This window comes from Polymorphospora sp. NPDC050346, from assembly GCF_040655695.1.
Lineage (GTDB): Bacteria > Actinomycetota > Actinomycetes > Mycobacteriales > Micromonosporaceae > Polymorphospora > Polymorphospora lycopeni.
This window is the reverse complement of the sequence record NZ_JBFAKM010000005.1, coordinates 91,288-117,169: the sequence shown is the minus strand read 5'-3', so window position 1 is coordinate 117,169 and position 25,882 is coordinate 91,288. Positions and strand designations below refer to the sequence as shown.

Sequence of the window (25,882 nt, the reverse complement as noted above, 5' to 3'; positions counted from 1 at the left end):
CACTGTACGGACACCGATCCGTTCTTGCGAGCCCTCATCCTGTTTCGATTTTGTGACCAATACTGGTCGGTAGCCCCCGGGACGCCGCCGGGGCGGCCGGACACCCGCCCGGTCCGCCCCGCCGTACCCGGCTTGACCAGGCGATCAGCCGCCGTTGTCGGTCGACGGCGACGGTTCGGCGTTCGCCCGCACCCAGTCGGCCATCTTGTCGGCCGCCATCGCCTTGTACATCGCGAGCGCCTTCTCCCGGTCCGAGACGACCACCGACTCGCCGTTGATGGTCTCGCTGCCGTTGTGTGGGCTGGTCATGAAGCGCAGGTTGTCGCCCCGCAGGTTGCGGAACTTGACCGCCATGTCGACCAGCGAGAACCCCTCGTCGACGGTGACCGCGGCGGTCGTGGCCTTGAGGAAGTCGTTCATCTTCTTCGGGTTGGTCAGCGTGCCGGTGCTCACCGCCTTGTCCATCAGCGCCCGCAGGAACTCCTGCTGGTGGCGCATCCGGGCGAAGTCACCGTCCGGGAACTGCTTGCGCTGGCGGATCCAGTCGAGCGCCTCGGTGCCGTTCATGTGGTTCGTACCCTTGCTGAACTTGCGGTACGGCTTGTGGATCGAGGTGGTGTCCTGCTCGACGTGCAGTTCCACCCCGCCGAGAGCGTCGGTGACCTCCTTGAACCCACCGAAGTCGACGGCCATGACATGGTCCATCCGGATGTCGGTGAAGCACTCCACCGTGTGTACGGCGAGTGGCAGGCCGCCCCACGCGAACGCCGCGTTGATCTTCGACCGCTGTCCCGAACCGCAGGGCGCGCCCGCGTTCTCCGGAATCGGCACGTAGAGGTCGCGCGGGATGGAGACCAGGTACGCCTCGTCGTGCGAGGCCGGGATGTGCATGATGATCACCGTGTCGGCGCGCCACTCCCCGGGCTGGTCCAGCGGAGCATCAGGATCACGGGAGTCGGTGCCGACCAGGAGGATGTTGAGCGCCCCGGTGACCGACTCGGGTCGTCCACCGGTGATGTCCGAGAACGCGTCGGTGCGGTCCAGGTCGCTTTCCAGACTGCTCGCGTACACCCACATGCCGCCAGCGCCCAGCAGGCTGAGCACCAGCACCGCGAGCCCGGCCACCAGGGCGATCCGGCCCCACCTGGGACGTGGCCCGCGCCGGCCCGACCGGACCGTTCCGCCGGACCGGCCGTAGGGCGGGCGAGGCCCGCCGCCGGACCCACCGCCCGGCGCGGGGTGGCCCGGCTGCCGTGCGCCGGCTTGACCGCCGACCCGGGCACGGCCGGAAATCCGGCCCGAACCGCCGGAGCCGGCCTGAGGGATCGAAGACCGGCGGTATGAGCCATCGTGGGGAGACGTCCTGGCTGCCATGCTTTTCAGAGTACGGACAGATGCGAAAAGCGCAGTTCAGGCACGACGATGGCGGCACGAAGTCGGGACCGCCCCTCCCCCGATCAGTTCAGGTGAGCGCTGAAGTGGGCGATCGTGCGGCGCAGGCCATCCTCGGGCGGCACCGACGGGGTATAGCCGAGCCGCTCCCGGGCCAGGGTCAGGTCGGGGCGACGCATCTCCGGGTCGTCGGCGGTCCGGGTGAGGTAGGTGACGGTCGACGTGCTGCCGGTCAGTGACACGATCAGCTCCGCCAGGTCGCGCATCGTCACCTCGTGCTCGGTGCCGCAGTTGACCGGACCGGTCTCGGACGAGTCGAGCAGCAGCAGGATGCCCTTGACCAGGTCGTCGACGTAGCAGATGGACCGGGTCTGGGTGCCGGTGCCGTGCACCGTGATCGGCTCGCCGCGCAGCGCCTGGGTGATGAACGTCGGGATGGCCCGGCCGTCGTCGGGCCGCATCCGGGGACCGTACGTGTTGAAGATCCGTACGATGCCGACGTCGGCGCCCCGGTAGCGGTGGTAGGCCATCGTCGTGGCCTCGGCGAACCGCTTGGCCTCGTCGTAGACGCTGCGGATGCCGACCGGGTTGACGTTGCCCCAGTACGACTCCGGCTGCGGATGGACCAGCGGGTCGCCGTATGCCTCGGACGTCGACGCCATGATGAACCTGGCACCGTCGGTGACGGCCCGTTCGAGCAGGTGGATGGTGGCCAGCGAACCCACCCGCAGGATCTCGATCGGCAGGGTGGCGAAATCCTTCGGACTCGCCGGCGACGCCATGTGCATGATGGCGTCGAACCGCTCGGCCACGGCCGGGTGGTGCACCGGCAGACCGTCCGAAACATCCGCCTCCACCAGCGTGAACAGCGGGTTCTCGGCCAGGTGGGCAACGTTGTTCTTGGATCCGGTCACGAAGTTGTCGATCGCGACGACGGCGCAGCCCCGGGCCAGCAGCGCATCGACGAGATGCGACGGCATGAAGCCCGCACCGCCGGTGACGAGGATTCGCTGACCTTTTCCATAACGTTGAGCTACCACCATGCCGTCAGCCTACTTGTCGCGATCGGGCCCGGCATGAGGTGAGTGGACCCCGGCGCCCGACCCGCCGGTGCCGGGTGGGTGTCGACCCACCCGGCACCGGTCGCGGTCAGTGCGCGCCGTGTCCGGTCAGCGACCTGACCTCCAGTTCGGCGTACTTGTCCTCGTCGCGTTCCTTGGAGATCACCGTCCCGATCCAGCCGGCGAGGAAGCCGAGCGGGATCGAGATGATGCCCGGGTTGGAGAGCGGAAACCACTGCCAGTCCGCGTCGGGGAACATCGACGACGGGGCACCGGAGACCACCGGGGAGAAGAAGACCAGCACCACCGCGGCGAGCAGACCGCCGTAGATCGACCAGACCGCGCCCGAGGTGTTGAACCGCTTCCAGAACAGGCTGTAGAGGATCGCCGGCAGGTTGCCGGAGGCGGCGACCGCGAAGGCCAGCGCCACCAGGAACGCCACGTTGAGGTTCTGCGCGAAGATCGACAACACGATGGAGACCGCGCCGATCACGAAGGCGGAGATCCGGGCCACCCGTACCTCCTGGCGCTCCGACGCCTCGCCCCGCTTGAGCACGTTGGCGTAGAAGTCGTGGGCCAGGCTGGACGACGAGGCCAGGGTCAGGCCGGCCACCACCGCCAGGATGGTGGCGAACGCGACCGCGGCGATCACCGCGAGCATCGCCGCGCCGCCGAGTTCGCCGCCGAAGAAGTCGACGCCGAGGGCCTGGGCGAGCTGTGGTGCCGCGGTGTTTCCGGCCGCGTCCTGGGTGGTGATCGCCTCGCCGCCGACCAGGGCCGCCGCGCCGAAGCCCAGGGCCAGGGTGAACAGGTAGAAGGTGCCGATGATGCCGATCGCCCAGAGCACGCTCTTGCGGGCCGCCTTGGCTGTCGGCACCGTGTAGAAGCGGATCAGGATGTGCGGCAGGCCGGCGGTGCCGAGCACCAGCGCGATGCCCAGCGACAGCAGGTCCATCTTGTTGTAGAAGGTCTGTGTCGCGTTGCCGGCGACCTCGACGCCGTATCTCAGCCCGGGTTCGAGGAACGCGTTGCCTTTGCCGGAGGTGGCCGCCGCGTCGCCGAGCAGCGCCGACAGGTTGAACTTGTAGTGCGCCAGCACCAGCACCGTCATGATCAGCGCGCCGCCCATCAGCAGGAACGCCTTGACGATCTGCACGTAGGTGGTGCCCTTCATGCCGCCGACCGTCACGTAGATGATCATCAGGGCGCCGACCAGGATGATGGTGGCGACCTTGGCGGTGTCGGCGTCCATGCCGAGGAACGTCGTGTCGGGCCGGATGCCGAGCAGCAGCGCCACCAGGGCGCCCGCGCCGACCATCTGGGCCAGCAGGTAGAAGATCGACACGGTGATGGTGGAGACGGCGGCGGCGGTACGCACCGGACGCTGCCGCATCCGGAACGCCAGCACGTCGGCCATCGTGTACCGGCCCGAGTTCCGGAGCAGCTCCGCCACCAGCAGCAGGGCCACCAGCCAGGCGACGAGGAAGCCGATCGAGTAGAGGAAGCCGTCGTAGCCGTACAGGGCGATCATGCCGGCGATGCCGAGGAACGACGCCGCCGACATGTAGTCGCCGCCGATCGCCATCCCGTTCTGGAAGCCGGAGAACGACCGGCCACCGGCGTAGAAGTCGGTGGCGGTCTTGGTCTGCCGGCTGGCCCAGAGCGTGATGCCGAGCGTCACCGCGACGAACACCAGGAACAGCGTGATGGTCAGGGTCCGGGCCGTGCTGTTGCCGGCCTCGGCGGCGAGGTTGCGTACGCCGTCGACGACGCCGTCGAGCGTCAGGTTGCCGCTCACCGCTTGTCACCCTTCCCTTCGAGGTCGGCGTGGATCCGTTCGGCGATCGGGTCCACCTTGCGGGCGGCGTACCGGGAGTACAGCCAGGCGATCAGGAACGTGGTGACGAACTGGAGCAGGCCGAAGAGGAGGGCGATGTTGATGTTGCCGATCAGTTTGGTGCCCATGAAGTCCCGCGCGTACGCCGAGAGGATCACGTAGAGCGCGTACCAGAGGAAGAACGCGACGGTCATCGGGAAGATGAAGCCGCGCAACGCCTTGCGTAGCCCGGCGAACTCGTCAGAACGCTGCACGACGACGTATCGGTCCGGCGTGGACGTGGTCGGCGCGGGTGTATCCGTACTCATGCGGGTCACCACCTTTGTGCAGGACGTGAGTGGGTCCTGCGCACCGTAGGGAGGTGTACCCATCGACGGGAAGCTGTGATCCTCGTCATTGCGACCGGGTGCGCCGAACGGGCGGTTGGCTGCGCCGAGTGACCCCGGTCACGTCGCCGAACGGCGGAGAAGGCGCTGATCGCGGGATCAGGTGCGGTAGCGGCCCCGGTGGTGGATCAGCGGTCCCGGGTCGTCACCCAGCTCGACGTGCTCGATCGTCGCCTCGACCAGCAGCGCCCAGCCGTACTCGCGGGCGCCGTCGAGGCGGCACCCGGCCCAGCCGCCGGCGTCGGCCGGCACCGGGCCGTAGTCGGTCTCCGTCCAGTCGTGCCCCCTGAAGAGGCCGCCGGGTGCCGGCATCAGGCCGGCGAAGCGGTCGGCGAGCTGCCGGTGGGCCGGCCCGAGCGGCGCGACGGCGAAGCGCCCGGCGGCGGACACCGCGGCCCACAGGTCGGACTCGTCGTCGACCAGACCGAGCAGCCGGCCCGGCTCGCCGTCGGCGACCAGCGTGGACGACACGGTCAGGCCCGCCGGTCCGGGCGCCGTCCACAGCGTCACGGCCGCCGCCAGCCGGCCCCGCAACCGGCGTACGGGCGACCGCTCGTGGGCCGGCGCGGCGAACGGGTCGGTGTGGTGGATACGTCCACCCGGCTCCGGATGATTCACGTGAAACATTGTCCCCGGCTAGCGGCGCGGGGTGACGGTCTGCAACAGCTCCGGCATCCGGCGGTCGAGGATGTCGCCGGTGATGTACGTACCGAGCGCCACCGCGCCGTAGCCGTAGCCGATGCCGACCGGAAGTGCCAGCCACAGCCAGAAGTCGGGCAGCAGCGCCGTGGCGATGATCATCGGCAGGCCCAGGGCGGCCGATCCCACCATCGCCACCAGGCTGAGCATGCTCTTGGCCACGCCGGCACCGGTGTTGATCGCGAACGGGTTCGACGTCTCCGGCAGCGCGTACGCGGCGGCCACCGACATGACGAGGTTGACCGCCAGCCCGGTGCCGTACGCGGCGGCGACGGTGCCACCGATCATCCCGATCCAGCCCGGCTCGCCGAGCAGGAGGCCGAAGCCGACCGTGACCAGGGCCAGGAACGGCACGATGTACAGCGAGAACGCCGCCACCCGGGCCTGGAGTTCCACCCGGCCGGGCACCCCCGCGACGACGTTGGCCGCGTACGCGCTCCCGTCGAAGCCGAACTGGTTGGCCAGGGTGACCGCGGCGAGCATGCCGACGAAGAGCATCGACAGGGCGACGGTCGTCGGCGAGGCGGTCAGGCCGGAGACCTCGCCGTTGAATTCGAACGAGGTGAAGTTGATCATGGCCGGGACGAAGATGCCGACGATCGCCAGCGTGATCAGGTTGGCCCGGCGACGGGCGTCCCGCCACCAGTAGCGAGCCTCGCGGGCGACCAGCGCACCGAACCGGGAACGCGGCACCCAGCGCAGGCTCGCCGGGAAGAGTTGGTCGACGGCCTGCCCGGGCTCGCCCTTCGCGGCCCGGACCGGACCGCCGCTGACCGCGCCGACCATCGCCGACTCCAGCGACCGCGACCACCACCAGAGCAGCAGCGACAGGGTCGCCGCGAGCAGCGCGAGCTTGACCGGTACGGCCCACAGCCGCCCATCCGCGACGTCCAGGCCCATCGTGTACGGGGCACCGAACGGCGTCCACCCGATGATCTCCGCGGCACCGGTGAACCGGCGCCAGTCGGTGTTCTCCGCCGCGCCGAGCACGGCGATCTGCAGCGGGCCGAGCAGCGCCGCGAGTACGGCCAGCAGCACGGCCGCCAGGTCGCGGACCCGCCGCGACCGCAGCATCGTGGCGAAGGCGCTGGTCACCGCCCGGCTCACCGCGACGCACAGGAGAAGCCCGGCGACCACGCCGACCGCGGCGACGAGCGCGGCGAACCAACCGCCGTGCAGCCCCGCCGACACGATCAGCCCGGACGTGGCGATCACCAGGGCCAGTGCCGGCACGCCCACCAGGGCGGCCACGAACAGGCCGCCGACCAGGGTCCGCCGGGGCAGCGGCAGCAGCGCGAACCGGGCCGGATCGAGCGTCTCGTCGACGCCGAAGAAGACCAGCGGCAACAACAGCCAGCCGAGCACCAGGGCACCGCCACCGAACGCCGCCGCCAGGCGGGCGATGCCGATGTCGTCGGCCACCCCGGTGACCGCGAAGAGCAGGAATCCCATGGCCGCGAAGAACAGCCCGACCAGGCCGCCGCCGACGAACAGGCCGATCCGCCAGGCCTGGCCACGGAAGTTGTTGGCCATCACCCGCAGCTTGAGCCGTACGAACAACCCGGGTGTGACCGGCCGGACACCCTGCCGGGCCGGTGCGGTCACCGCCGCCGGCTCGCCGACGCCCGCCGGCCCAGGACCGGCGGGGCCGCCGCCGGTGGCGGTCACAGCCATGCCAGTTCCGCACCGGTCGCGGTCCGTCCGCCGACCACCTCGACGAACACCTCCTCCAGCGAACGGTTGCCGCGCACCTCGGCGAGGGTTCCCACCCGCTTGATCGCCCCGTCGGCGAGGATCGCCACGTGGCTGCAGAGCCGCTCGACGACCTCCATCACGTGGCTGGAGAAGATCACCGTGCCGCCGCCGGCCACGTAGCGCTGGAGGATGTCGCGGATCAGGGCGGCGGAGACCGGGTCGACCGCCTCGAACGGCTCGTCGAGCACGAGCAGGCGAGGGCCGTGCAGCAGCGCGCAGGCCAGGCCGATCTTCTTCTTCATCCCCGCCGAATAGTCGACGACGAGCGTGTTTCCGGCGTCGCCGAGGGCGAGCACGTCGAGCAGTTCGTGTGCCCGCTGGTCGACCACCTGCGGGTCCATGCCGCGCAACAAGCCGTTGTACGCGAGCAGTTCGGCGCCGTTGAGCCGGTCGAAGAGACGTACGCCGTCGGGCATCACGCCGAGCAGTCGCTTCGCCTCGGTCGTGCTGCCCCACACGTCGTGGCCGAGCACCCACGCCCGGCCGTGGTCGGGGCGGAGCAGGCCGACCGCCATCGACAGGGTGGTCGTCTTGCCCGCGCCGTTCGGGCCGAGCAGCCCGTAGAAGGAACCGGCCGGAACGTCGAGGTCGACGCCGCGTACGGCGACCTTCGTCTCGAATCGTTTGGCCAGCCCGCGCAGGGCGAGTGCGGCGTGCTCACCAGTCATGAGACGACGTTATCCCGTACCCGTGAGGCGCGCTCCGGCCCACGGGGGATCTTCCGCTCCTCCTCGGGAAGGACCTGCCCCGACGCGGGTTCCGGGAGGTCAGAGACGCAGCGACTCGGGCGCGTGCAGCCGGAGCATGGTCGCGCCGACGTCGAGCGGCGTACGGCGCCGGGTGGCGATCGACACCAGCACCATCACGGCGAACGCGAGCGGCACCGTCCAGGCCGCCGGATGTGCGACCAGGGTCGCCGGCCAGCCTTCCAGCGGCGGACCGGCGACCGTTATCAGGGCAGCCACCACCGCCGCGCCGCCACCGGCGACGATCCCGGCCGCGGCGCCCGCGTCGGTCAGCCGCCGCCACCAGATGCCCAACACCAGAAGCGGGCAGAAACTGGACGCGGCCACCGCGAACGCCAACCCGACCACCTGCGAGACGTCCAGCCCGGCCACGTTGATCGCGAGCACCAGCGGCACCAGACCCGCGATCAGCGTGGCGAGCCGGAAGTCGCGCACCGAACCCCGGCCGAGCACATCGGTTGAGATCACCCCGGCGACGCTGGTCAGCAGCCCGGACGAGGTCGACAGGAACGCGGCGAACGCCCCGGCGGCCACCAGCGCGGCCAGCAGTTGGCCGGTCAGCCCGTCGCCGAGCGCGGCGCCGGGCAGCAGCAGCACCGTCGCGTCGGTCTGCCCGGTCATCACCAACTGCGGGGTGTAGACCCGGCCGAGCACGCCGTACAGGGTGGGGAAGAGATAGAACAGCCCGACGAGCGCCAGCACCACCAGCGTCGTCCGGCGGGCGGCGGCCCCGTCCGGGTTGGTGTAGAAGCGGACGAGTACGTGCGGAAGCCCCATCGTGCCCAGGAACGTCGCCAGGATCAGTGAATAGGTGGCGAACAGCCCGCCACCCTCCTGCGTCGGATCGCCGGGCAGCAGCCAGTCCAACCCGTCCGGCACCCCTGCCACCTGCGGCACCGGATCACCGGCGGCGAACGACAGCTCGTCGCCGGGGCGTACCCGGATGGTGGTGCCGTCGTCGAGGGTGAGGGTCGCGGACTGCTCGACCACGACGGTGGTCGCGGTCCGGAACGCCGGACCGTCCGGCGGGGTGATCGCCGGCCGCCCGTCGGCCTGCCACTGCAGGACCAGGAAGATCGCGGGTACGGCGAGCGCGGTGAGCTTCAGCCAGTACTGGAACGCCTGCACGAAGGTGATCGCCCGCATCCCGCCCAGCGCCACGTTCGCGGTGACGACCGCGCCGACCAGCACCGCCCCCAGCTCGTACGGGCTGCCGGTGACCGTGCTCAGGGTCAGGCCGGCGCCCTGCAACTGCGGTACGAGGTAGAGCCAGCCGATGAAGATCACGAAGACGGTGGCCAGCTTGCGCAGCCGGCGCGAACCGAGCCGCACCTCGCAGAAGTCGGGCAGGGTGAAGGCGCCCGAGCGGCGCAACGGTCCGGCCACGAAGAGCAGCAGGGCCAGGTAGCCGGCGGCGAACCCGACCGGATACCAGAGCATGTCGACACCCTCGGCGAGGATCATGCCGGCGACCCCGAGGAACGACGCCGCCGACAGGTATTCGCCGCCGATCGCCGACGCGTTCCAGGTCGGGCTGACCGTACGCGAGGCGACCAGGAAGTCCGACGTCGTCCGGGCCAGCCGCAGGCCGTAGAAGCCGATCGCGGCGGTGACCAGGGTGACCGCGACGATGCCCGGAACGATGTACGGGTTGTCCACTCAGCGCTCCGGGCGCCGGACCACGGCGGTGAAGTCCTGCTCGTTGCGTTCGGCCAGATGGACGTAGGTCCACCCGACCGCGACCAGGAACGGGAAGGAACCCAGCCCGAGCAGCAGCCACGGCAGGTCGACGCCGAGAACCTGCACGTCACTGACCGTAGGCGCCACCGCGAACAGCAGCGGCAGGGCGCCGAGACCGATCGCGACGACCAGGCAGAGCCGCAGGGCGAGGGCGAGTTGGGCCCGGACCAGACCGCGTACGAGGGCCTCGCCGACCTGGGTCTGCTCGGTCAGTTCACTGCGGGTGCGGTCGTCGTCGGCCGGTCGGCGGGTGACGTCGGCGAGCACCACCCTGGTTCGCTGCGGGGTTGTGGGCGGCTGTGGTTGCCGGTCCGGGGCCGGGCGTTGGTCCGGGGTCGGACTCGGGCCCGGGGTCGGGCTTTGGTTCGCGGCCGGGCGTTGGTTCGGGGCCGGCCGAGGCTCCGTGGCCGGGGTGGGTGGTGGGTTCGTGGCCGGGCGCGGGACTGCGGCTCGGGGTGGGGGCGGGTCGGCGGGGGCCTCCATGCCGGCAGTCTGGCCGGCTGCGGCGGAAAGTCAAGACGAGGTGTTATCCACAAGGTGGACAGCTCTGTGCACAAGCTGTGGATAACTCAGATGGCCTGTGGATAACTTGTGTGTTGTGCGGGCTGTGGATCGCGCTCGTCAGGGCTCGGCCGGACCGGTCACCACGGCCACGATCGTCGTACCCGGCGCGAACCGTCCCGCCCCGATCATCGTGAACAGGCCGGCGAGCATCTTCCCGACGTAGATCCGGTCGAGCCGGACGCCGTGCCGGACCTCGAAATCGGCGACGAACGCGTCGAGTTCGGGAGTGGTACGGGCGAACCCACCGAAGTGGAAGTCGGTTTCCACAGCCCAGTCGACGCCCGGTTCGGATGCCGCCGCCCGGTGCGTTCTGCGCGGTGCCGCCCGGTCGGATGCGGGGCCGGCGGTCCGGTGTGGTTCGGTCGACGGGGCGGCCGGGTCGATCAGGGCGGCGACCTCGGCGGTCAGGAACGTGCCGCCCTTCAACGCCGCGAAGCCGATCGCCCGGGGCCGGGGTCCGGCCGGGTTGGCGGCTTCGGCCGGGTGGGCGTGGCCGGCTGGGCCGGCGGCTTCGGTTGGTCTGGTGGACAGGGCCGAGATGATGCCGGCCAGGGTGCCTCCAGTGCCGACCGGGCAGCAGATCACGTCGAACGGCTCGGCGATCTCGGCCACCAACTCGGTGCAGCCGGGCAGCGCGAGCCGGTTGCTGCCGCCCTCGGGAATCAGGAAGAAGTCGCCGAACCTGCGACGCAGCGCGGCGACGACCTCCGGAGACGTCTTCCGCCGCCAGGTCGTCCGGTCCAGGTAGGTCAGCGTCATCCCCAAGTCGCTGGCCCGCGACAGCGACCAGTTCAGCGGGACATGCTCTTCGCCCCGAACCACCCCGATCGTGGCGAACCCACAGGCCCGTCCCGCCGCCGCGACCGCCCGCAGATGGTTCGAATAGGCGCCGCCGAACGTCAGCAACGTCCGGTGCCCACCCCGGCCGGCCGCGACCAGGTTGTGCTTCAGCTTGCGCCACTTGTTGCCCGGCACCACCGGGCTGAGCAGGTCGTCGCGCTTGAGCAGCAGCCGTACGCCGTGCCGGTCCACCCGGTCGTCCACCAGCCGGACCAGCGGCGACGGCAGGCGTACGCCGAGCAGTTCGGCCGCTGTCGTACCGCCCGAGCCGTTCTCACCCACCGGTCAGCGGTTCCAGTCCTGCTTCGCCGCCCGTACCAGTTTGTCCTTCAGTTCCCGGGTGTGCCGGCGGCTGACCGGCAGCTCGGTGCCGTCGATGACCACCACGTAGCCGGTGTTGGCCAGCCGCAACTCGGCGATCAGCCGCAACTGCACCAGGAAGGAGCGATGGATCCGAACGAAACCGGCATCGGCCCACCGGTCGGCGAGAGTGGCCAGCGACACCCGTACGAGATGGGAGGCGTCGGCGGTGTGCAGCCGGGCGTAGTCACCCTGCGCCTCCACCCAGCGCACGGCCGAGCGGGGCAGCATCCGGGTGGTCCCCGCCAACTCCACCGGAATCGTCGGATCGTCCTCCGCCCGCGCCAGCGCCGCCGGATGCGACGGCACCACCCGTGAGTTGACCACCCGCCGCAACGACTCCGCCAACCGCTCCGCCCGCACCGGCTTACGTACGTAATCGGTGACCCCGAGATCGAAGGCGTCCACCGCACCGTCGTCGTACGCGGTCACGAACACGATGGCCGGCGGCCGGGCGAACCGGTGCAGGATCCGGGCCAACTCCATCCCGTCCAGCCCCGGCATCCGGATGTCGAGGAACACCACGTCGATGTCGTTGTCGCGCAGCACCCGCAGCGCCTCGGTCGCGTCGCCGGCCGTGTGCAGCCGGGCGACCCGGTGATCTGCCCGCAGCAGGTAGGCGAGTTCGTCCAGGGCCGGCGGCTCGTCGTCGACGGCCAGCACCCGCAGGAACGCGGTCACGGTGCCACCTCGCTCCGCTCGGCTTCACCGCGCCGCTCGGTCACGTGCTTGCCCGAACGTGGCGGTGGAACTTCGGAACCCGCATGCTCACTCTCGTACCCGCCCCTACACCCGTGTCGACCACCAGGCCGAACTGGTCGCCGAAGACCGCCCGCAGCCGCTCGTCGACGTTCGACAGCCCGACGTGCTGACCCGAGTCGTCGGCCGGGTCGACGACCCCCTCGGCGATCCGGGCGGCCAGCACGGCCGGATCCATGCCGACGCCGTCGTCCTCGACCGTGATGTGACACTCGGCGCCGGCGTCACGGGCCTCGATGCTCACCATACCGACGCCCGGCTTGCGCGACAGTCCGTGCCGGACGGCGTTCTCGACCAGCGGTTGCAGGCACAGGAACGGCAGGCCGACCGGCAGCACCTCCGGCGCGATCTGCAACCTGACCTGCAACCGGTCGCCGAACCTGGCCCGCTCGATCGTCAGGTAGCGGTCGATCGACCGCAGTTCCTCGGCCAGCGTGGTGAACTCGCCGTGGGCCCGGAACGAGTAGCGGGTGAAGTCGGCGAACTCCAGGATCAGCTCGCGGGCCCGTTCCGGATCGGTGCGTACGAACGAGGCGATCGCCGTCAGCGCGTTGTAGATGAAGTGCGGGCTGATCTGCGCCCGGAGGGCCCGGACCTCGGCGCGGGCCAGCCGCTCCCGCGACGAGTCCAGTTCCGCCAGCGCCAACTGCGCCCCGGCCCAGCGTGCGGTCTCCAGCGTCGCCTGCACCAGCCCGGGTGCGGGCTCGCTGTCGGCGATCGACACCACGACCGCGGCCGCCTGACCGTCCGGCCCGGTCATCGGCGCCACCACGGCGCCGCGTACGGGGCAGTCGACCCGGTCGCAGCGCAGCTCCCGCTGGCCGAGCACCGTCGACCGGTCGGTGTCCAGTGCCCGCCTGGCGGCCGCGACGAACTGCGCCGAGTGGTGCCCGCCCCGGCCGTCGATCGCCAGCACCTCCGCACCGTCGACCACCGCGAGTCCGGGTGCGCCGACCAGGGCCCGCAGATGCCGTACGGCTTTGGCCGCGCCCGTCGGCCTCAGCCCGGTGCGCAGCGGCTCGGCGGCCAGGCCGGCGGTGTGCAGCACCTCGTACGTGGCCCGCTGGGTGGCGGTCGCGATGCCCCGCCGGGCGCGCAGTCGTACGACCGCGAACACCGCTCCGGCCAGCGCGCTGACCAGCGCCAGCACGGCAAGTACGGCGGACAGGTTGGCACCCACGCCGAAATCCTGTCGGTTCGCCCCCCGATCCGCCAGAGGCGAGCACCACCACCCACACCAAACGACACGCGACAGGCACCCCGCAGCGCACGAATGGTGAGTTGATCTGGGCGCAAACCACCTTATTCATCGCCGGTCAGGTGGCTACCGCCCAGATCAACAACGGCCGTCCCAGATACGCCCCCCGACACTCGAGCCACGCGGGCCCGCCACCGATCGACGAAGCAATCGACGGACAGCCCTGGACCGCAACCCAGGTCGCGAGTCGACCGAGCGCCGCCGCACCGTCTGGAGCCCGAGGACATGCGGCGAAGCCGTCATGCCCGCAGGGTGAAGACGGTGCATTTAGGCGGCGCGAAGCGGAGCGAGCCGTCCGAGCGGAGCGAGGACCAACTAACTCAGTACGCGCCCTTGCGGGCCACGACGACGCCGATGGTGCGCCAGAGGATGCTGAGGTCGTAGGCGAGGGACCAGTTGTCGACGTAGTAGAGGTCGAGGCGGACGGCTTCGTCCCAGGAGAGGTCGGAGCGTCCGGAGACCTGCCAGAGGCCGGTGATGCCGGGGCGGACCAGGAGCCGGCGGCGTACGTCGCCGAGGAAGTCGCCGTCGTCGGCGGGTAGGGGGCGCGGGCCGACGAGGGACATCTCGCCCCAGAGCACGTTGATCAACTGGGGTAGCTCGTCGAGCGAGCTGGCCCTCAGGAAGCGGCCGACGGGGAAGACCCGGGGATCCTTTCGGATCTTGAAGAGCATGCCGTCGGTCTCGTTCTGGTCGACCAGTGACGCGAGGCGGTCTTCGGCGTCGACGTACATGGTCCGGAATTTCCAGACCCGGAAGGTGCGGCCCTCGTGGCCGACGCGGGGTTGGCGGAAGAACACCGGGCCGGGGTCCGAGAGCCGGATGGCGATGGCGATGGCCATGAAGACGGGTACGAGCGCGATGAGGCCGACGGCGGCCGCGACCCGGTCGATCAGGTTCTTCACCAGCCAGGCGACGCCGGACAGGGTGGGTTCTTCGACGTGCAGCAGCGGTAGGCCCTCGATGGGGCGGATGTGCACCCGTGGGCCGGCGATGTCGGTGAGCTGTGGCGCCACGACGAGGTCGATGCCGGAGCCTTCGAGCTGCCAGGCGAGCCGGCGCAGCTCGCCGGGTTCGGAGCTGGCCGAGCCGCAGACCGCGATGGTGTCGCCGCCGACCTCACGGACGAGGGCGAGTACGTCGCGTCCGGCGTACACCGGGATCGGGGTCTGCATGCCGCGGGCGGCGGCGTATCCGTCGGTGATGTGGATGGCGACGGGCACCAGCCCGGCGGCGGGGCTGCGGGTGACCGCGGTGTAGACCTCCAGGCACTCCGGCAGGGTGCCGACCAGCACCATCCGGTGGCCGGCCTGGCCGGCTCGTTTGCGGATGAGGTGCAGGACGAACCGGGCCTGGTAGCGGGCCAGGAGGATCAGCACCATCGCGCCGACGAGGGCGGTGGCGACGGAGAGCCGGGAGAGGTCGGTCTTGGTGGCGAACGCGAGGAAGGAGACGCTGGCGGTGGCCGTGACCGCGGCCCGGATGACTCGTTTGAACTCGTCGGTGCCGAGCCCGAGATATCGGCGGTCGTACGCCCCGTTGCCCCACAGCACGATCAGCCAGCCGAGCGGCAGCAGGAGGTAGGTGACGGTGTGGAACCAGGTGGCGTCCTGGTCGGCGTCGGTGAAGCCGGCCGTCGCCTTCTCGAAGAGGGTGATCGAGATCCAGCTCGCGAGTACGGCGGCGGCGAAGTCGAGCAGGAGCAGCGCGACGGTGTAGGGACGGTGCCAGCGGGACGCCCGCCGACGCGAACGCGACCATGCGGACCGGGGCACGCCGTTGGGGGCCGGCGGCGGTGTCGGCTGGATCTCGAAGCTGTTGAGGTGGCGCACGGTGCTCCGGCCTATGTAGGTCACCGGGCGCTGGAGGCTGGTCGTCACCTCACCTACGTCCTCCCGTATGACACGTGCCGCCCGAAGCCACCGAGGTCCGGGTCGCCACCGCTCAAGTCTTGCATGGTGACCGTTCGTGGACGGTGACCCGGGAGACATTACGCCGGGCTGTCACACCGGCGTGGCCCCTGTGGTTTCGCCGCGGACTGACGCGCGGACCGGGTCACTATACCGATGGATGATGCTGTGGGAAGTCTCCGTTGTGCGTGGTTCATCGCTTCGCGGACGTTTCCCTCAGCGTGACAGCACCGCTGTTACTTACCGCACAAGTCGGGACAACCTACGGTCAGCGAGTGGCTTGCCGCCGGTCTGGCAGGTGGCGCAGTACTGGAGGCTGGAGTCGGCGAAGGACACCTCCCGTACGGTGTCGCCGCACACCGGGCACGGCAGTCCGGTGCGGGCGTGCACCTTGAGCCCGGAGCGTTTCTCGCCCTTGAGGGTCGCGGCCCGCTGCCCGACCGACCGGGTGACGGCGTCGGTGAGCACCTCGCGGGTGGCGCCGTGCAGGGTGGCCAGTTGCTCGTCGGTGAGCCGGCTGGAGATCGCGAACGGAGACAGTTTCGCCGCGTGCAGGATCTCGTCCGAGTAGGCGTTGCCGACTCCGGAGAGCACCGACTGGTCGGTGAGCACGCCCTTGATCTGGCCGCGCCGGCCGCGGACGCGGTCGCCGAAGGTGGCGAGGTCGGCGGCCAGGGCGTCGGGGCCGAGTTTCGCCACGCCGGGCACCTGGGCCGGGTCGGTCACCAGGTAGGCGGCCAGCTTCTTCTGGGTGCCGGCCTCGGTCAGGTCGAAGCCGGAGCCGTCGTCGAGGCGTACCCGGACCGCGATCGGGCCCTTGCCCGGTTTGAGCGGGGCGGGTGAGGCGAACGAGTCACGGTAGTGGAGCCAGCCGGCCCGGGCCAGGTGCACGACCAGATGCAGGTCGCCGTCGAGGACCACGTCGAGGAACTTGCCGTGCCGGGTGGCGCCGACCAGGGTACGGCCGGCGGCCGCCGTCGGCGGTGGGTCGTACGTCTTCAGGGCGCTGATCGCCGCGATCTCGACCCGCTCGACACGCCGGCCGACAGCGCGCTCGCGCAGGTAGGCGCCGAGTGCTTCGACCTCGGGTAGTTCGGGCACGTCATCAAAGGTAGCCTCTGGCGCGACCGGGCAGGTGGAACAGACGGGTGGGTGGCGCGGTGAAGGTCGTGGTGGCGCACAACCGCTACCGGCAGGCGCAGCCGTCCGGCGAGAACATCATCGTCGACCTGGAGATCGACCAGTTGACGGCGGCCGGTGTCGAGGTGCTGCCGTTCCTGCGCAGCTCCGACGAGATCCCGTCGATGTCGAAGGCCGGCAAGGCGCTGCTGCCGCTCTCGCCGATCTACGCGCCGAAGGCGCAGCAGGACCTGACCCGGCTGATCACCGAGCATCGGCCGGACGTGCTGCACCTGCACAACCCGTACCCGTTGATCTCGCCGTGGATCGTGCGGACCGCGCACCGGCACGGCGTGCCGGTCGTGCAGACCGTGCACAACTACCGGCAGGTGTGCTCGTCGGGGCTCTACTTCCGGGACGGGAAGATCTGCCAGGACTGCCGCGGCAAGGCGTTCGGGCTGCCGGCGGTGGTGAACCGGTGCTACCGGGACTCACGGGCGCAGAGCGCCCTGATGGCCACGACGCTGGCGGTGCACCGGCCGACGTGGAAGTCGGTGGACCGCTACATCGCGTTGACTTCGGCGATCAAGGACCATCTGGTCGACTACGGGGTACCGGCCGACCGGATCGTGGTCAAGCCGAACGCGATCCCCGACCCGGGACCACCGGCTCCGCTCGGCGACGGGTTCCTGTTCCTCGGCCGGTTGTCGCCGGAGAAGGGGCTCGGGCTGCTGCTGGACGCGTGGCGGCGGCACCCCGACGGGGCGCTGGGGCCGCTGCGGATCGCCGGTGACGGCGAGTTGCGATCGCTGGCCGAAGAGGTCGCGGCGAACCGGTCGGACGTCGAGTTCCTGGGGCCCCTCGACCGGGACGGCGTACGCCGGGCGCTGCGGGCCTCGGCGGTCGTGGTCGCCGCGTCGACCTGGCACGACGTGCTGCCGACGGTGGTGATCGAGGCGTTCGCGGCCGGCCGGCCGGTGTTGGGCACCGCGCTCGGCGGCATCCCCTACCTGCTCGGTGCCGACGGGTCCGGCGAGGTGCCGGCGGGGTGGGTGGTGCCGGCGGAGCCGGCGGCGATGTCGGCCGCGCTCGCGGTGGCCCGGGCCGGTGCGGCTGAACTGTCGGCGGTCGCCCGCTCCCGCTACGAACGCACCTTCCACCCCGACGTGGTCACCAAGCAACTGCTCGACGTCTACGCCAACATGTCCGCCCCGAGATCCGCGTGATCAGGGGTTGACTTGCACGTGCCGTCGGCGGGCGGCGGCACGAACTCCCTGATCACGCGGATCTCGGGGCGCTCCAACAGCGAGCGGGGCGGTAGGGACGCGGTCTAGCGGACGGCGGCGCGGGCGGAGAAGGCGATGCTCGCCAGCAGGAAGCCACCGTTGACCAGGCTGAAGGCGGCGATCAGCCACACCGTCAGGGCCGGGGCGAACAGCAGGACCAGCGCGGCCACGAAGATCACCGCGCCGTAGTCGCGGATCAGCTTCACCAGACGCACCGGAAGCGACGTCGAGGTGACCATGCTGGCCGCGTTGTCTCCGGACTGGAGCACCGACGTCACCAGGTTGACCATCCAGGTGCCGGCGAACACCGCGACCAGCCAGACCGGAGTGTCCGGCCGTTGCGCGACCGTGGTCGCGGACAGTGCCGTGACCAGGGCGATCTGGGCGGCCACGTCACAGAGGATGTCGATCCGGGCGCCGGCCGCGCTGCCCTTGCCGGTGACCCGGGCCAACTGACCGTCCGCGCAGTCCAGGGCGTATGCGACCTGCCAGCCGACCAGCGCGACCAGTCCGACCACCCAGGCCGGCAGGGACCCGTCCGCGACCGGCCCGGCAAGCGCGATCACCGCGACCGAGGCCGACAGGCCGATGACCAGGTTGGTCAGCGTCAGCGCGGTGGGGCTGAGCCCGAAGCGCTGGCCGGTCAGGGCGAAGGCGGCGCCCAGCCGCTGGCTCAGTGCCTCGCTGAACAGCCCACCACCACGGTTGACGCGGTAGAAGTCGTTGAACGTCGGCCGGGGAAGATCAACCGGCATGGTCGCGGAGTGCATCGGCGTAGTCTGCCAGCCGCCTACGGATCTCGTCGGGCCCCATCGCGAGGTGTTCGAGGATGGTGTAGCGGTCCGGCCGGGTGGCCGGCGCGTGGGCGACGACATCGACGAACTGCTCGTCGGTGAGTCCCAGGTCGGCCGGGTGTACGGGCAGGCCGTGCCGGCGCAGGCAGAGCGCGAGTTGCCCGAACCGTTCCGGCTCGTCGCGCAGGAAGGTGCAGAAGAGCGCGCCGAGCCCGACCTGCTCGCCGTGCGAGCCGGTGCCGGGGTGGAGGTGGTCGATGGCGTGGGAGATCTCGTGGCAGCCGCCGCTGGCGGGGCGGCTGGAGCCGCAGACCGCCATCGAGATTCCGCCGAGGATGAGTGCTTCCGCGAGTGTGGTCAGGAAGCCGTCGTCGGTGATCTTGCCGGGGTGGTTGACCAGCGCCTCGGCGCCGGTACGCGCCAGCGTCACGGCGAGTCCGTCGATCGGCTCGGCCCGGACCCGGTGCGCGAGTTCCCAGTCCGCGACCGCGTTGATGTTGCTGACGGCGTCGCCGATGCCGGCCTGGGTCTGCCGGTCCGGCCCGTTCTCGACGAAGTCGAGGTCGACCACGATGGCGATCGGCACGTGGGTGCCGTAGGAGCCCTTGCCGGTGCCGTGGTCGAGGGAGGCGACCGGGGAGGCGATCCCGTCGTTGGCGAGGCTGGTCGCCACCGACACCATCGGGATCGCGAGCCGACTGGCGGCGTATTTGGCGGTGTCGATGGTCTTGCCGCCGCCGATGCCGACGACGGCGTCGTACGACCGCTCGCGTAACCGGTCACCCAGCTGGTTGGCGGCGTCGAGGGTGCCGCCGGCGACGGTGAACAGGTCGGCCCGGTGCAGCCCGGGCAGGCACAGGTCGGCGATCCGCTCGCCCTGTCCGGGGCCGACGACCAGGGCGACGTCGCCGCCGGCCGAGATCCGCCGGTCGGCGAGCAGGGCGCCGAGTTCGGCGACGGCGCCGCGGCGTACCTCGATGGCCAGCGGCGTGCTGACGGTCCGGGCTAGTAACGGCACGCGATCTCCCGCGCCCGGGCCAGGTCGTCGTGGTTGTCGACCTCCACCCAGTCGACCTCGCCGATGGTGGCCGCGCGTACCTCGCCGCCACGGTCGGCGTATTCCTGGTAGCCGTCCTCGTAGTAGAGGTTGGGGTCGCGCCGCCAGGTCGCCTCCAGCGCCTCGGCCAGGCCGGCGGCGGCGTGCGGCTCGATCACCGTCGCCCCGATGTACTCCCCGAACGCGGCGGCCGGGTCCATCAGCTTGGTGATCCGGGTGAGCTGGCCGGACGCGTCGAAGGTCGTCTTCATCTCCTCGTCGGCGAGCCGCTTGACGTTGTCGATGGCGAGCAGGATGCCCGGCCCGCGTTCGGCGAGCAGGGTCTTCTCGATTCCGACCGGGTGGACGGTGTCGCCGTTGACCAGCAGCGCGCCCTGCGCGAACCGGTCGCGGGCGAGCCAGAGTGAGTATGCGTTGTTCCACTCCTCGGCCCGGTCGTTGTGCACGAGGGTCAGCTTGACGCCGTAGCGCCGCTCGAAGCCGGCCTTGCGGTCCTCGACCGCGCCGGCGGCGTAGCCGACGACGACCGTGACGTCGGTGAGGCCGACCTCGGCGAGGTTGCGCAGCGCGATGTCGAGGATCGTGGTGTCGCCATCGACCGGCACCAGGGCCTTGGGCAGGGTGTCGGTGTAAGGGCGCAGCCGGCGGCCCGCACCGGCGGCGAGCACCAGACCGATCATCACGAGATCCTCTCTGAAGGTGAACACCTGACGGACGGAGGATATCCGCCACACCAACCGGTCCACCGGTCGTGGCGGTCGGGCGGCCTTCCAAGATCCGGGTGATCAGGGACCTGGAGCCGCGCCGCGCCGACGACACGCGCGACTTATTCCCTGATCACGGGGATCTTGGCGGGCGCGGCGGATAGGGGCGATCAAGGAAAACGGGTCAGGTGGGGAGGGCGGCCAGATCGGCCAGGAGGCGGAGGCGGGCTTCCGGCGCCAGCGCGGCGTACGGGGCGGCGGAGCGGCGGTCGGTTTCCTGTTCGATGGCCAGGCGTTCCGGGCCGGATGGCAGGTCGGCGATGGTGAGCCGGGTGTGGCCGGCGGCGGTCCAGGCGGCGGCGTGGGCGTCGGCCCGGTGCTGGCGCAGCACGCTCAGCCGGTTGAGTAGCAGCACCCCGGGTGGGCAGCCGTCCGGCTCGTACGGCGGGGCCAGCGCGCCGAAGGCGTCGCCACCGTCGCGCGCCGCCTCGGTGACCAGCACCCCGAGTACGTCGACCAGCCGGGCGACCCGCCCGCCGTGCCGTTGCTCCCACAGTTCGCCGGTGATCCGGGCGTGCAGTTCGTAGACCTCGGCGAGGTAGGTCCGGCCGCGTTCGGTGGCCTGCAACCCGCCCTCCGCGGTGCGGTGGATCATCGCGTACGCGACCTGCTTGTCGAGGCCACGTTGGCAGCGCACCGGGTCGCGGTGGCGGGTGACGGCGGCGAAGCCGGGGGCGCTGACGGTGCCGCCCGGCGCCGCGAGCCGGGTGCGGAACTCCATCAGGAAGCCGGTCGCCGCCGGCCCGCCGTACCGCTGGCTCAGGGCCGCGCCGCCGCGCTCCCAGCCGGTCGCGGCGGTGCCGACGACGAGCCGGTCGACGGCCGGCGCGACCAGGGCGGCGAAGCCCGGCGGGTCGAGCGGGACAGGGTCGATCACAGGCCGATGACGTGCAGTGCCGCGAACCCGTCCTCGACGATGCGCCGGATCAGCCCGTCGTTGACGTGCCGGTGCTCGTCGAGCAGGACGGTCTCGTGCTCGGCGAGCCAGCGGAACTCGGTGTGCTTGCCGGCCTCCAGCCGGGGTCGGGTCAGGTCGCCGTCGACCCGGACCAGGAAGTCGCTCTCGACCCGGGCGATGTCGTCGTCGCCGACGTACGTGTATTCACCGACCAGACCGAGCACGTGTGACACGGTCCACCCGGTCTCCTCGGTCACCTCGCGCTGCAGCGCGTCCTCGATGCTCTCGCCGGGCTCGACGTGGCCGCCGACCACGTCCCAGCAGTTGGGGAAGAGTTTGCGGGCGGCGGACCGGCGCTGGACGAAGATCCGGCCGTCGTCGTCGACGATCAACGCTCCGGCGCACGAGAGGGGCTCGGTGGACACGCCCTGACAGTAGCGATCAGGGGGAACCCTCGAACAGGACGAGGCGACCCACGCCGGACTGCTCAGGATGCGGACTTCGCCCGGTCGCCGGAAAAGGGCGCGACGGCGGCCGTAGGCTGAAGAACCATGACCGCCGAGCAGTTGATCTCCTTCGCCCGTGGGGCGCCCTCGCTGGACATCGTCGACATCGAAGGGCTCAAGGCCGCGGCTGTGCGCGCCTTCGAGGCCGACCCGGCCGGCCTTACCGCGTACGGCACGTCGGTCGGCTACCTGCCGCTGCGCAAGTGGATCGCCGACAAGCACGGCGTGACCCCGGAGCAGGTGCTCATCACCAACGGGTCGCTGCAGGCCGACGCGTTCCTCTTCGACTACCTGGTGCGTGAGGGCGACGCGGTCGTGGTGGAGCGGCCGACGTACGACCGCACCCTGCTCAACCTGCGGCAGCAGGGTGCCGAGGTGCACGCCGTCACGATCACGCCGGACGGCGTCGACACCGACGAGCTGCGCAAGCTGCTGGAGTCCGGAGTACGCCCGAAGCTGGCGCACATCATCCCGAACTACCAGAACCCGGCCGGGGTGACGCTGTCGCTGGAGAAGCGCCGCGCCCTGCTCGCCCTCGCCGTCGAGTACGGCTTCACGATCTTCGAGGACGACCCGTACGCCGACATCCGGTTCCGGGGCGACGCGTTGCCGTCGATGCTCTCGCTCGACGAGCACGGCGTGGTCGTGCACGCGTCCAGCTTCACCAAGACGGTCTGCCCGGGCGTACGGGTCGGCTACCTGATCGGGCCGGCGGCGCTGATCGCCGACATCGCGAAGCGGGCCACCAACCTCTACATCTCGCCCGGCATGGTCGCGCAGGGCATCGTCCACCAGTTCTGCGTCTCCGGCGACATCGACCGGTCGATCCGCACCGTGTGCGACGCGCTCGGTGAGCGGGCCGGCCTGCTGGCCGCCGCGTTGCGTGAGCACATCCCGGGAGTGCGGTTCACCGAGCCGGACGGCGGTTACTTCCTCTGGATCGAGCTGCCCGACGACGTGTTCGCGGCGGACGTGTTCGTCGCGGCGCAGGAGCGCGGTGTGGCGGTCGTCAAGGGCAGTGACTTCGTCGCCGAGGGCGGGGAGCACGCGTTGCGGCTGGCGTACTCGGCGGTGACCGTCGATCGTATCGACGAGGGTGTACGTCGTCTGGCGGCTGCCGTCGAGGCCGTCCGCCGCTAAATTTGTGTCGGATTTTTGACAATGAGCCGTCGTGGCCGGTCCGGGGTTCCCGCCGGGCCGGCCAACGGCCCACAATGCTGCGAGCGGTCGATCCCCGTACGGATGACCCCCTGGACACCACCCCCGCCCCTCGGCGCCGGGCGGGCCGCTCGCACCCCACCCCCCTGTAAGCGGTCGGTCCGCCCGGCGCCACCCCGTCGGCACGCCGGCACACCCTCGTGATCCTCCCGCCGGACCCCGCCCGAGCGGCGTACCGTGCAACCCGCACACCCGTGCCGGTGGAGGGAGGTCGACATGAACCGACGTGCCTGGCGGGGCCCCGTACGAGCGGTGACCCGCATCCTCACCCCCGAACCCCCGCGGCCGCCGACCCGTTCCGCGCCGTCGTCCGGCCGTAGCGCCATCGTCGACTGCGCCCTCTACGTCGACGGGACGCGGCAACCGGGCCAATGGCACTACGCCGACGCGCTGGCCGCCGCCCGCGAGGCCGACCGCGCCTTCGTCTGGGTCGGCCTGCACGAGCCCGAACTGCCGGAGATGACGCAGATCGCCCAGACGTTCGGGCTGCACGAACTGGCGGTCGAAGACGCGGTCAAGGCCGAACAACGCCCGAAGCTGGAGCGCTTCGGTGAGATCAACTTCCTGGTGCTGCGTACCGCCCGCTACGTCGAGCACGGCGAACTGACCGAGAACTCCGAGGTCGTGGAGACCGGCCAGGTGATGCTGTTCATCGGCCCGTCCTTCGTGATCAGCGTGCGGCACGGCGACGCCTGCCGGCTCTCCCCGGTCCGGGCCGACCTGGAAGCCAAGCGGGACCTGCTGGCACACGGTCCGTGGGCGGTGGCGTACGCGGTCGCCGACCGGGTCGTCGACCTCTACATCGCGGTCGCCGACCAGGTCGAGATCGACCTCGACGCGCTGGAGTCGGAGGTCTTCGCCCGCCACGGCCACGGCCGGATCCAGCGGATCTACCAGATGAAGCGCGAACTGGTCGAGTTCAAGCGGGCGGTGGCTCCGCTCCAGCGGCCGCTGATGACGCTGACCGCGCAGATCAACCGCGAGGTGCCGAAGGAGATCCGGCGCTACTTCCGGGACGTGCAGGACCATCTGACCCGCACCGTCGAGCAGGTCAACTCGTACGACGACCTGCTCAACTCGATCCTGCAGGCCCGGCTGGCGCAGGTCACCGTCGACCAGAACAACGACATGCGCAAGATCGCCGCGTGGGCGGGTATCGCCGCGGTGTGGACCGCGATCGCCGGCATCTACGGCATGAACTTCACGTTCATGCCGGAACTCGGCTGGCGGTACGGCTATCCGATCGTGCTCACCGTGATGGTGCTCAGCTCGGTCGGGCTCTACCGCTGGTTCCGCCGTAACGGCTGGCTCTGACCCCGTCCCGCGACCTCGCGAAACGACCCGTCCCGCGACCGGGCGAAACGCGCCGGGACACGAATCGGCCCCGGCGGGCGGTGCCACGCCGGGGCCGAGCCGGGCCGGTCAGCTACGGCTGTTGCGCGACGGCGCGGAGGCGTTGCTCATCACCCCGTCGGGCTTCATGGCGTTGCCGGTGCTCTGCTTGGCGGGCTCCGTCGTCGACTTCGCCTTCGACGAGGCCGAGTCGGCGGCCGAGGACGCCTTGCCCTTGGCCTCGCTCAGGGCCGAGGCGGCCCGGTTCTTCGCCTCGTCCATCGCCGCGGCGGTCCGGTCGCCCATCGATCCGACCTGCTCGCCGGTCGTCGAACGTCCCGCCGCCGGATCGCGCAGCGGGTTGTCCGGCGCGGTGTCGATGGCCGAGGCGGGGTCGTCGGGCAGCGTGTCCAGGGGGCGGCTCGGGTCGTACTCCTCCCACTGCTGTTGCTGCCGGCGGCGCATCGCGATCGCGCCGACCGTGCCCACCGCGGCCCCCGCCACCACCAGTCCGGTGATCATCGGCCACTTGCGGCCCGACCGCTTCGACCCGGGCTTCCGCAGCTTCTTGAGGTTGTTGCTCTTGGCCTTGCGCGCCACCGTGCCGGCCTGCCGCGCTCCGTCGGACGCGGCGACGGCCAGCGGTGCGAGCGCGGCCATCGTCGACCCCCAGCCCGACATCGCGCCGTCGCGGATCCGTCCCGCCGTCGGCTGCATGTACTCGCGTGCCGATTGGACCCGCGGTCCGACGGTCGCGCCGACCCCGCCGGCCGCGTGTGTCGCGGCCTGCCTCAGATGGTCGAAGCTCTCGCTCAGTTCAGACTTGGCGAGCTGGCCATGGGTCTTGCGCCGCCCGATTCCAAACACCAGTCCCCACCTCCCTGGGTGTTGTTCCAATGTCATCCTGCACCTTCGGATGCCTCCGCACTGCCGGAACGGGCACATGGGAGGATCCGCAAGGAACTGACCAACGACAGAGGAGTACCCGTGGCCGAGGCCATTTACGCCACTCTGCACACGAACCACGGCGCGATCCGGTTGGAGCTCTTCCCCAACCACGCGCCGAAGACGGTCCGCAACTTCGTCGGGCTCGCCGAGGGCACCCAGGAATACACCGACCCGCGCACCGGCCAGCCGGGCAGCGGCCCGTACTACGACGGCACGATCTCGCACCGGGTGATCAGCGGCTTCATGATCCAGATGGGTGACCCGACCGGCACCGGCCGCGGTGGCCCGGGCTACACGTTCGCCGACGAGTTCCACCCCGAGCTGAGCTTCAACCGGCCCTACCTCCTGGGTATGGCGAACACCTCGCGCCCGGTCACCAACGGTTCGCAGTTCTTCATCACCGTCAGCCCGACGCCGCACCTGACCAACGCGCACACCATCTTCGGTGAGGTCGCCGACGAAGAGTCGAAGAAGGTCGTCGATTCGATCGCCAACACCCCGACCGGCCCGGGCGACCGTCCCCGCAGCGAGGTCGTCATCGAGCGGGTCGAGATCGAGCGCACCGCCGCCTGATACGTCCTGCGGGTATCTTTGCCGGCATGACCGAGCGCTGCTCGCGGGCCGTCCCGCCCCATGCCGTCGATGATCACCGC

Annotated in this window: 23 protein-coding genes and 1 pseudogene; 4 read left to right on the top strand and 20 right to left on the bottom strand. The window is 70.7% G+C overall.

The features are described 5' to 3' along the window. Positions 1-144: 144 nt before the first annotated feature. From AB0I42_RS07275 to AB0I42_RS07210, 14 genes and pseudogenes are all read right to left on the bottom strand, one after another. Positions 145-1,374, bottom strand: coding sequence for an LCP family protein (locus AB0I42_RS07275; protein WP_357535014.1), 1,230 nt, complete (start codon positions 1,372-1,374; stop codon positions 145-147). Between the two features lie 83 nt (positions 1,375-1,457). Continuing rightward, a complete protein-coding gene (locus AB0I42_RS07270; RefSeq protein ID WP_357535013.1) occupies positions 1,458-2,435 on the bottom strand; it encodes an NAD-dependent epimerase/dehydratase family protein in 978 nt (325 codons plus the stop codon). 106 nt (positions 2,436-2,541) lie between these two features. Continuing rightward, positions 2,542-4,239 (bottom strand): cation acetate symporter, encoded by a 1,698-nt coding sequence (locus AB0I42_RS07265; RefSeq protein WP_357535248.1) that lies wholly within the window; start codon positions 4,237-4,239, stop codon positions 2,542-2,544. 8 nt (positions 4,240-4,247) lie between these two features. After that, positions 4,248-4,598 (bottom strand): DUF485 domain-containing protein, encoded by a 351-nt coding sequence (locus AB0I42_RS07260; RefSeq protein WP_357535011.1) that lies wholly within the window; start codon positions 4,596-4,598, stop codon positions 4,248-4,250. A gap of 177 nt (positions 4,599-4,775) precedes the next feature. Then, positions 4,776-5,309 (bottom strand): annotated as a pseudogene (locus tag AB0I42_RS07255) (flavin reductase family protein); the annotation flags it as partial. 3 nt (positions 5,310-5,312) lie between these two features. Further along, positions 5,313-7,049 (bottom strand): ABC transporter permease, encoded by a 1,737-nt coding sequence (locus AB0I42_RS07250; RefSeq protein ID WP_357535009.1) that lies wholly within the window; start codon positions 7,047-7,049, stop codon positions 5,313-5,315. Continuing rightward, positions 7,040-7,798, bottom strand: a complete 759-nt coding sequence (locus AB0I42_RS07245) for an ABC transporter ATP-binding protein (protein ID WP_357535006.1) — start codon at positions 7,796-7,798, stop codon at positions 7,040-7,042. Before AB0I42_RS07245 ends, AB0I42_RS07250 begins: the two co-directional genes overlap by 10 nt. Positions 7,799-7,897: 99 nt before the next feature. Beyond that, positions 7,898-9,535 (bottom strand): cation acetate symporter, encoded by a 1,638-nt coding sequence (locus tag AB0I42_RS07240; RefSeq protein WP_357535004.1) that lies wholly within the window; start codon positions 9,533-9,535, stop codon positions 7,898-7,900. Continuing rightward, on the bottom strand, positions 9,536-9,886 hold the full coding sequence (locus AB0I42_RS07235) for a hypothetical protein (protein ID WP_357535002.1): 351 nt from the start codon (positions 9,884-9,886) through the stop codon (positions 9,536-9,538). Positions 9,887-10,237: 351 nt separating this feature from the next. Further along, a complete protein-coding gene (locus AB0I42_RS07230; protein WP_357535000.1) occupies positions 10,238-11,302 on the bottom strand; it encodes a pyridoxal-phosphate dependent enzyme in 1,065 nt (354 codons plus the stop codon). Between the two features lie 3 nt (positions 11,303-11,305). Continuing rightward, positions 11,306-12,061, bottom strand: a complete 756-nt coding sequence (locus AB0I42_RS07225) for a LytTR family DNA-binding domain-containing protein (protein ID WP_357534998.1) — start codon at positions 12,059-12,061, stop codon at positions 11,306-11,308. Positions 12,062-12,101: 40 nt separating this feature from the next. Beyond that, positions 12,102-13,319: a histidine kinase gene (locus tag AB0I42_RS07220; RefSeq protein WP_357534996.1), complete on the bottom strand. Its 1,218-nt coding sequence runs from the start codon at positions 13,317-13,319 to the stop codon at positions 12,102-12,104. Between the two features lie 398 nt (positions 13,320-13,717). Next, positions 13,718-15,229: a sugar transferase gene (locus AB0I42_RS07215; protein ID WP_357535246.1), complete on the bottom strand. Its 1,512-nt coding sequence runs from the start codon at positions 15,227-15,229 to the stop codon at positions 13,718-13,720. A gap of 318 nt (positions 15,230-15,547) precedes the next feature. Continuing rightward, positions 15,548-16,408 carry a DNA-formamidopyrimidine glycosylase family protein gene (locus AB0I42_RS07210; protein WP_357534994.1) on the bottom strand — a complete coding sequence of 287 codons (861 nt, stop codon included), beginning with the start codon at positions 16,406-16,408 and terminating at the stop codon, positions 15,548-15,550. Between the two features lie 59 nt (positions 16,409-16,467). On the opposite strand from AB0I42_RS07210, the gene AB0I42_RS07205 reads away from it, so the two are divergent. Continuing rightward, positions 16,468-17,652 (top strand): glycosyltransferase family 4 protein, encoded by a 1,185-nt coding sequence (locus AB0I42_RS07205; protein WP_357534992.1) that lies wholly within the window; start codon positions 16,468-16,470, stop codon positions 17,650-17,652. Positions 17,653-17,756: 104 nt separating this feature from the next. Here the strand turns inward: AB0I42_RS07205 and AB0I42_RS07200 are convergent, their stop codons facing one another. The 5 genes from AB0I42_RS07200 to AB0I42_RS07180 all read right to left on the bottom strand — a co-directional run bounded on the left by AB0I42_RS07200 (position 17,757) and on the right by AB0I42_RS07180 (position 21,650). After that, positions 17,757-18,482: a CDP-alcohol phosphatidyltransferase family protein gene (locus AB0I42_RS07200; RefSeq protein ID WP_357534991.1), complete on the bottom strand. Its 726-nt coding sequence runs from the start codon at positions 18,480-18,482 to the stop codon at positions 17,757-17,759. Continuing rightward, a complete protein-coding gene (locus AB0I42_RS07195; protein ID WP_357534990.1) occupies positions 18,457-19,524 on the bottom strand; it encodes an iron-containing alcohol dehydrogenase family protein in 1,068 nt (355 codons plus the stop codon). The genes AB0I42_RS07200 and AB0I42_RS07195 overlap by 26 nt, the downstream gene beginning before the upstream one ends. Further along, positions 19,512-20,243, bottom strand: coding sequence for a phosphocholine cytidylyltransferase family protein (locus tag AB0I42_RS07190; protein ID WP_357534989.1), 732 nt, complete (start codon positions 20,241-20,243; stop codon positions 19,512-19,514). The genes AB0I42_RS07195 and AB0I42_RS07190 overlap by 13 nt, the downstream gene beginning before the upstream one ends. Positions 20,244-20,451: 208 nt before the next feature. Beyond that, positions 20,452-21,204, bottom strand: a complete 753-nt coding sequence (locus AB0I42_RS07185) for a hypothetical protein (protein ID WP_357534988.1) — start codon at positions 21,202-21,204, stop codon at positions 20,452-20,454. After that, the gene (locus AB0I42_RS07180) at positions 21,201-21,650 is read right to left on the bottom strand and encodes an NUDIX domain-containing protein (protein ID WP_357534987.1); all 450 of its coding nucleotides are present in this window, start codon (positions 21,648-21,650) and stop codon (positions 21,201-21,203) included. Before AB0I42_RS07180 ends, AB0I42_RS07185 begins: the two co-directional genes overlap by 4 nt. Before the next feature lie 126 nt (positions 21,651-21,776). Between AB0I42_RS07180 and AB0I42_RS07175 the strand changes: the two genes are divergently transcribed. Together AB0I42_RS07175 and corA are read left to right on the top strand one after the other, a co-directional pair. Beyond that, the gene (locus AB0I42_RS07175) at positions 21,777-22,871 is read left to right on the top strand and encodes a PLP-dependent aminotransferase family protein (RefSeq protein WP_357534985.1); all 1,095 of its coding nucleotides are present in this window, start codon (positions 21,777-21,779) and stop codon (positions 22,869-22,871) included. A 294-nt stretch (positions 22,872-23,165) separates the two neighbouring features. Then, positions 23,166-24,263, top strand: coding sequence for a magnesium/cobalt transporter CorA (gene corA / locus AB0I42_RS07170; protein ID WP_357534983.1), 1,098 nt, complete (start codon positions 23,166-23,168; stop codon positions 24,261-24,263). Between the two features lie 108 nt (positions 24,264-24,371). Here corA and AB0I42_RS07165 read toward each other — a convergent pair whose 3' ends face one another. Continuing rightward, complete coding sequence (locus AB0I42_RS07165) at positions 24,372-25,148, bottom strand: hypothetical protein (RefSeq protein ID WP_357534981.1); 777 nt, start codon at positions 25,146-25,148, stop codon at positions 24,372-24,374. Positions 25,149-25,268: 120 nt separating this feature from the next. On the opposite strand from AB0I42_RS07165, the gene AB0I42_RS07160 reads away from it, so the two are divergent. Further along, positions 25,269-25,802 (top strand): peptidylprolyl isomerase, encoded by a 534-nt coding sequence (locus tag AB0I42_RS07160; RefSeq protein WP_357534979.1) that lies wholly within the window; start codon positions 25,269-25,271, stop codon positions 25,800-25,802. Positions 25,803-25,882: the final 80 nt, after the last annotated feature.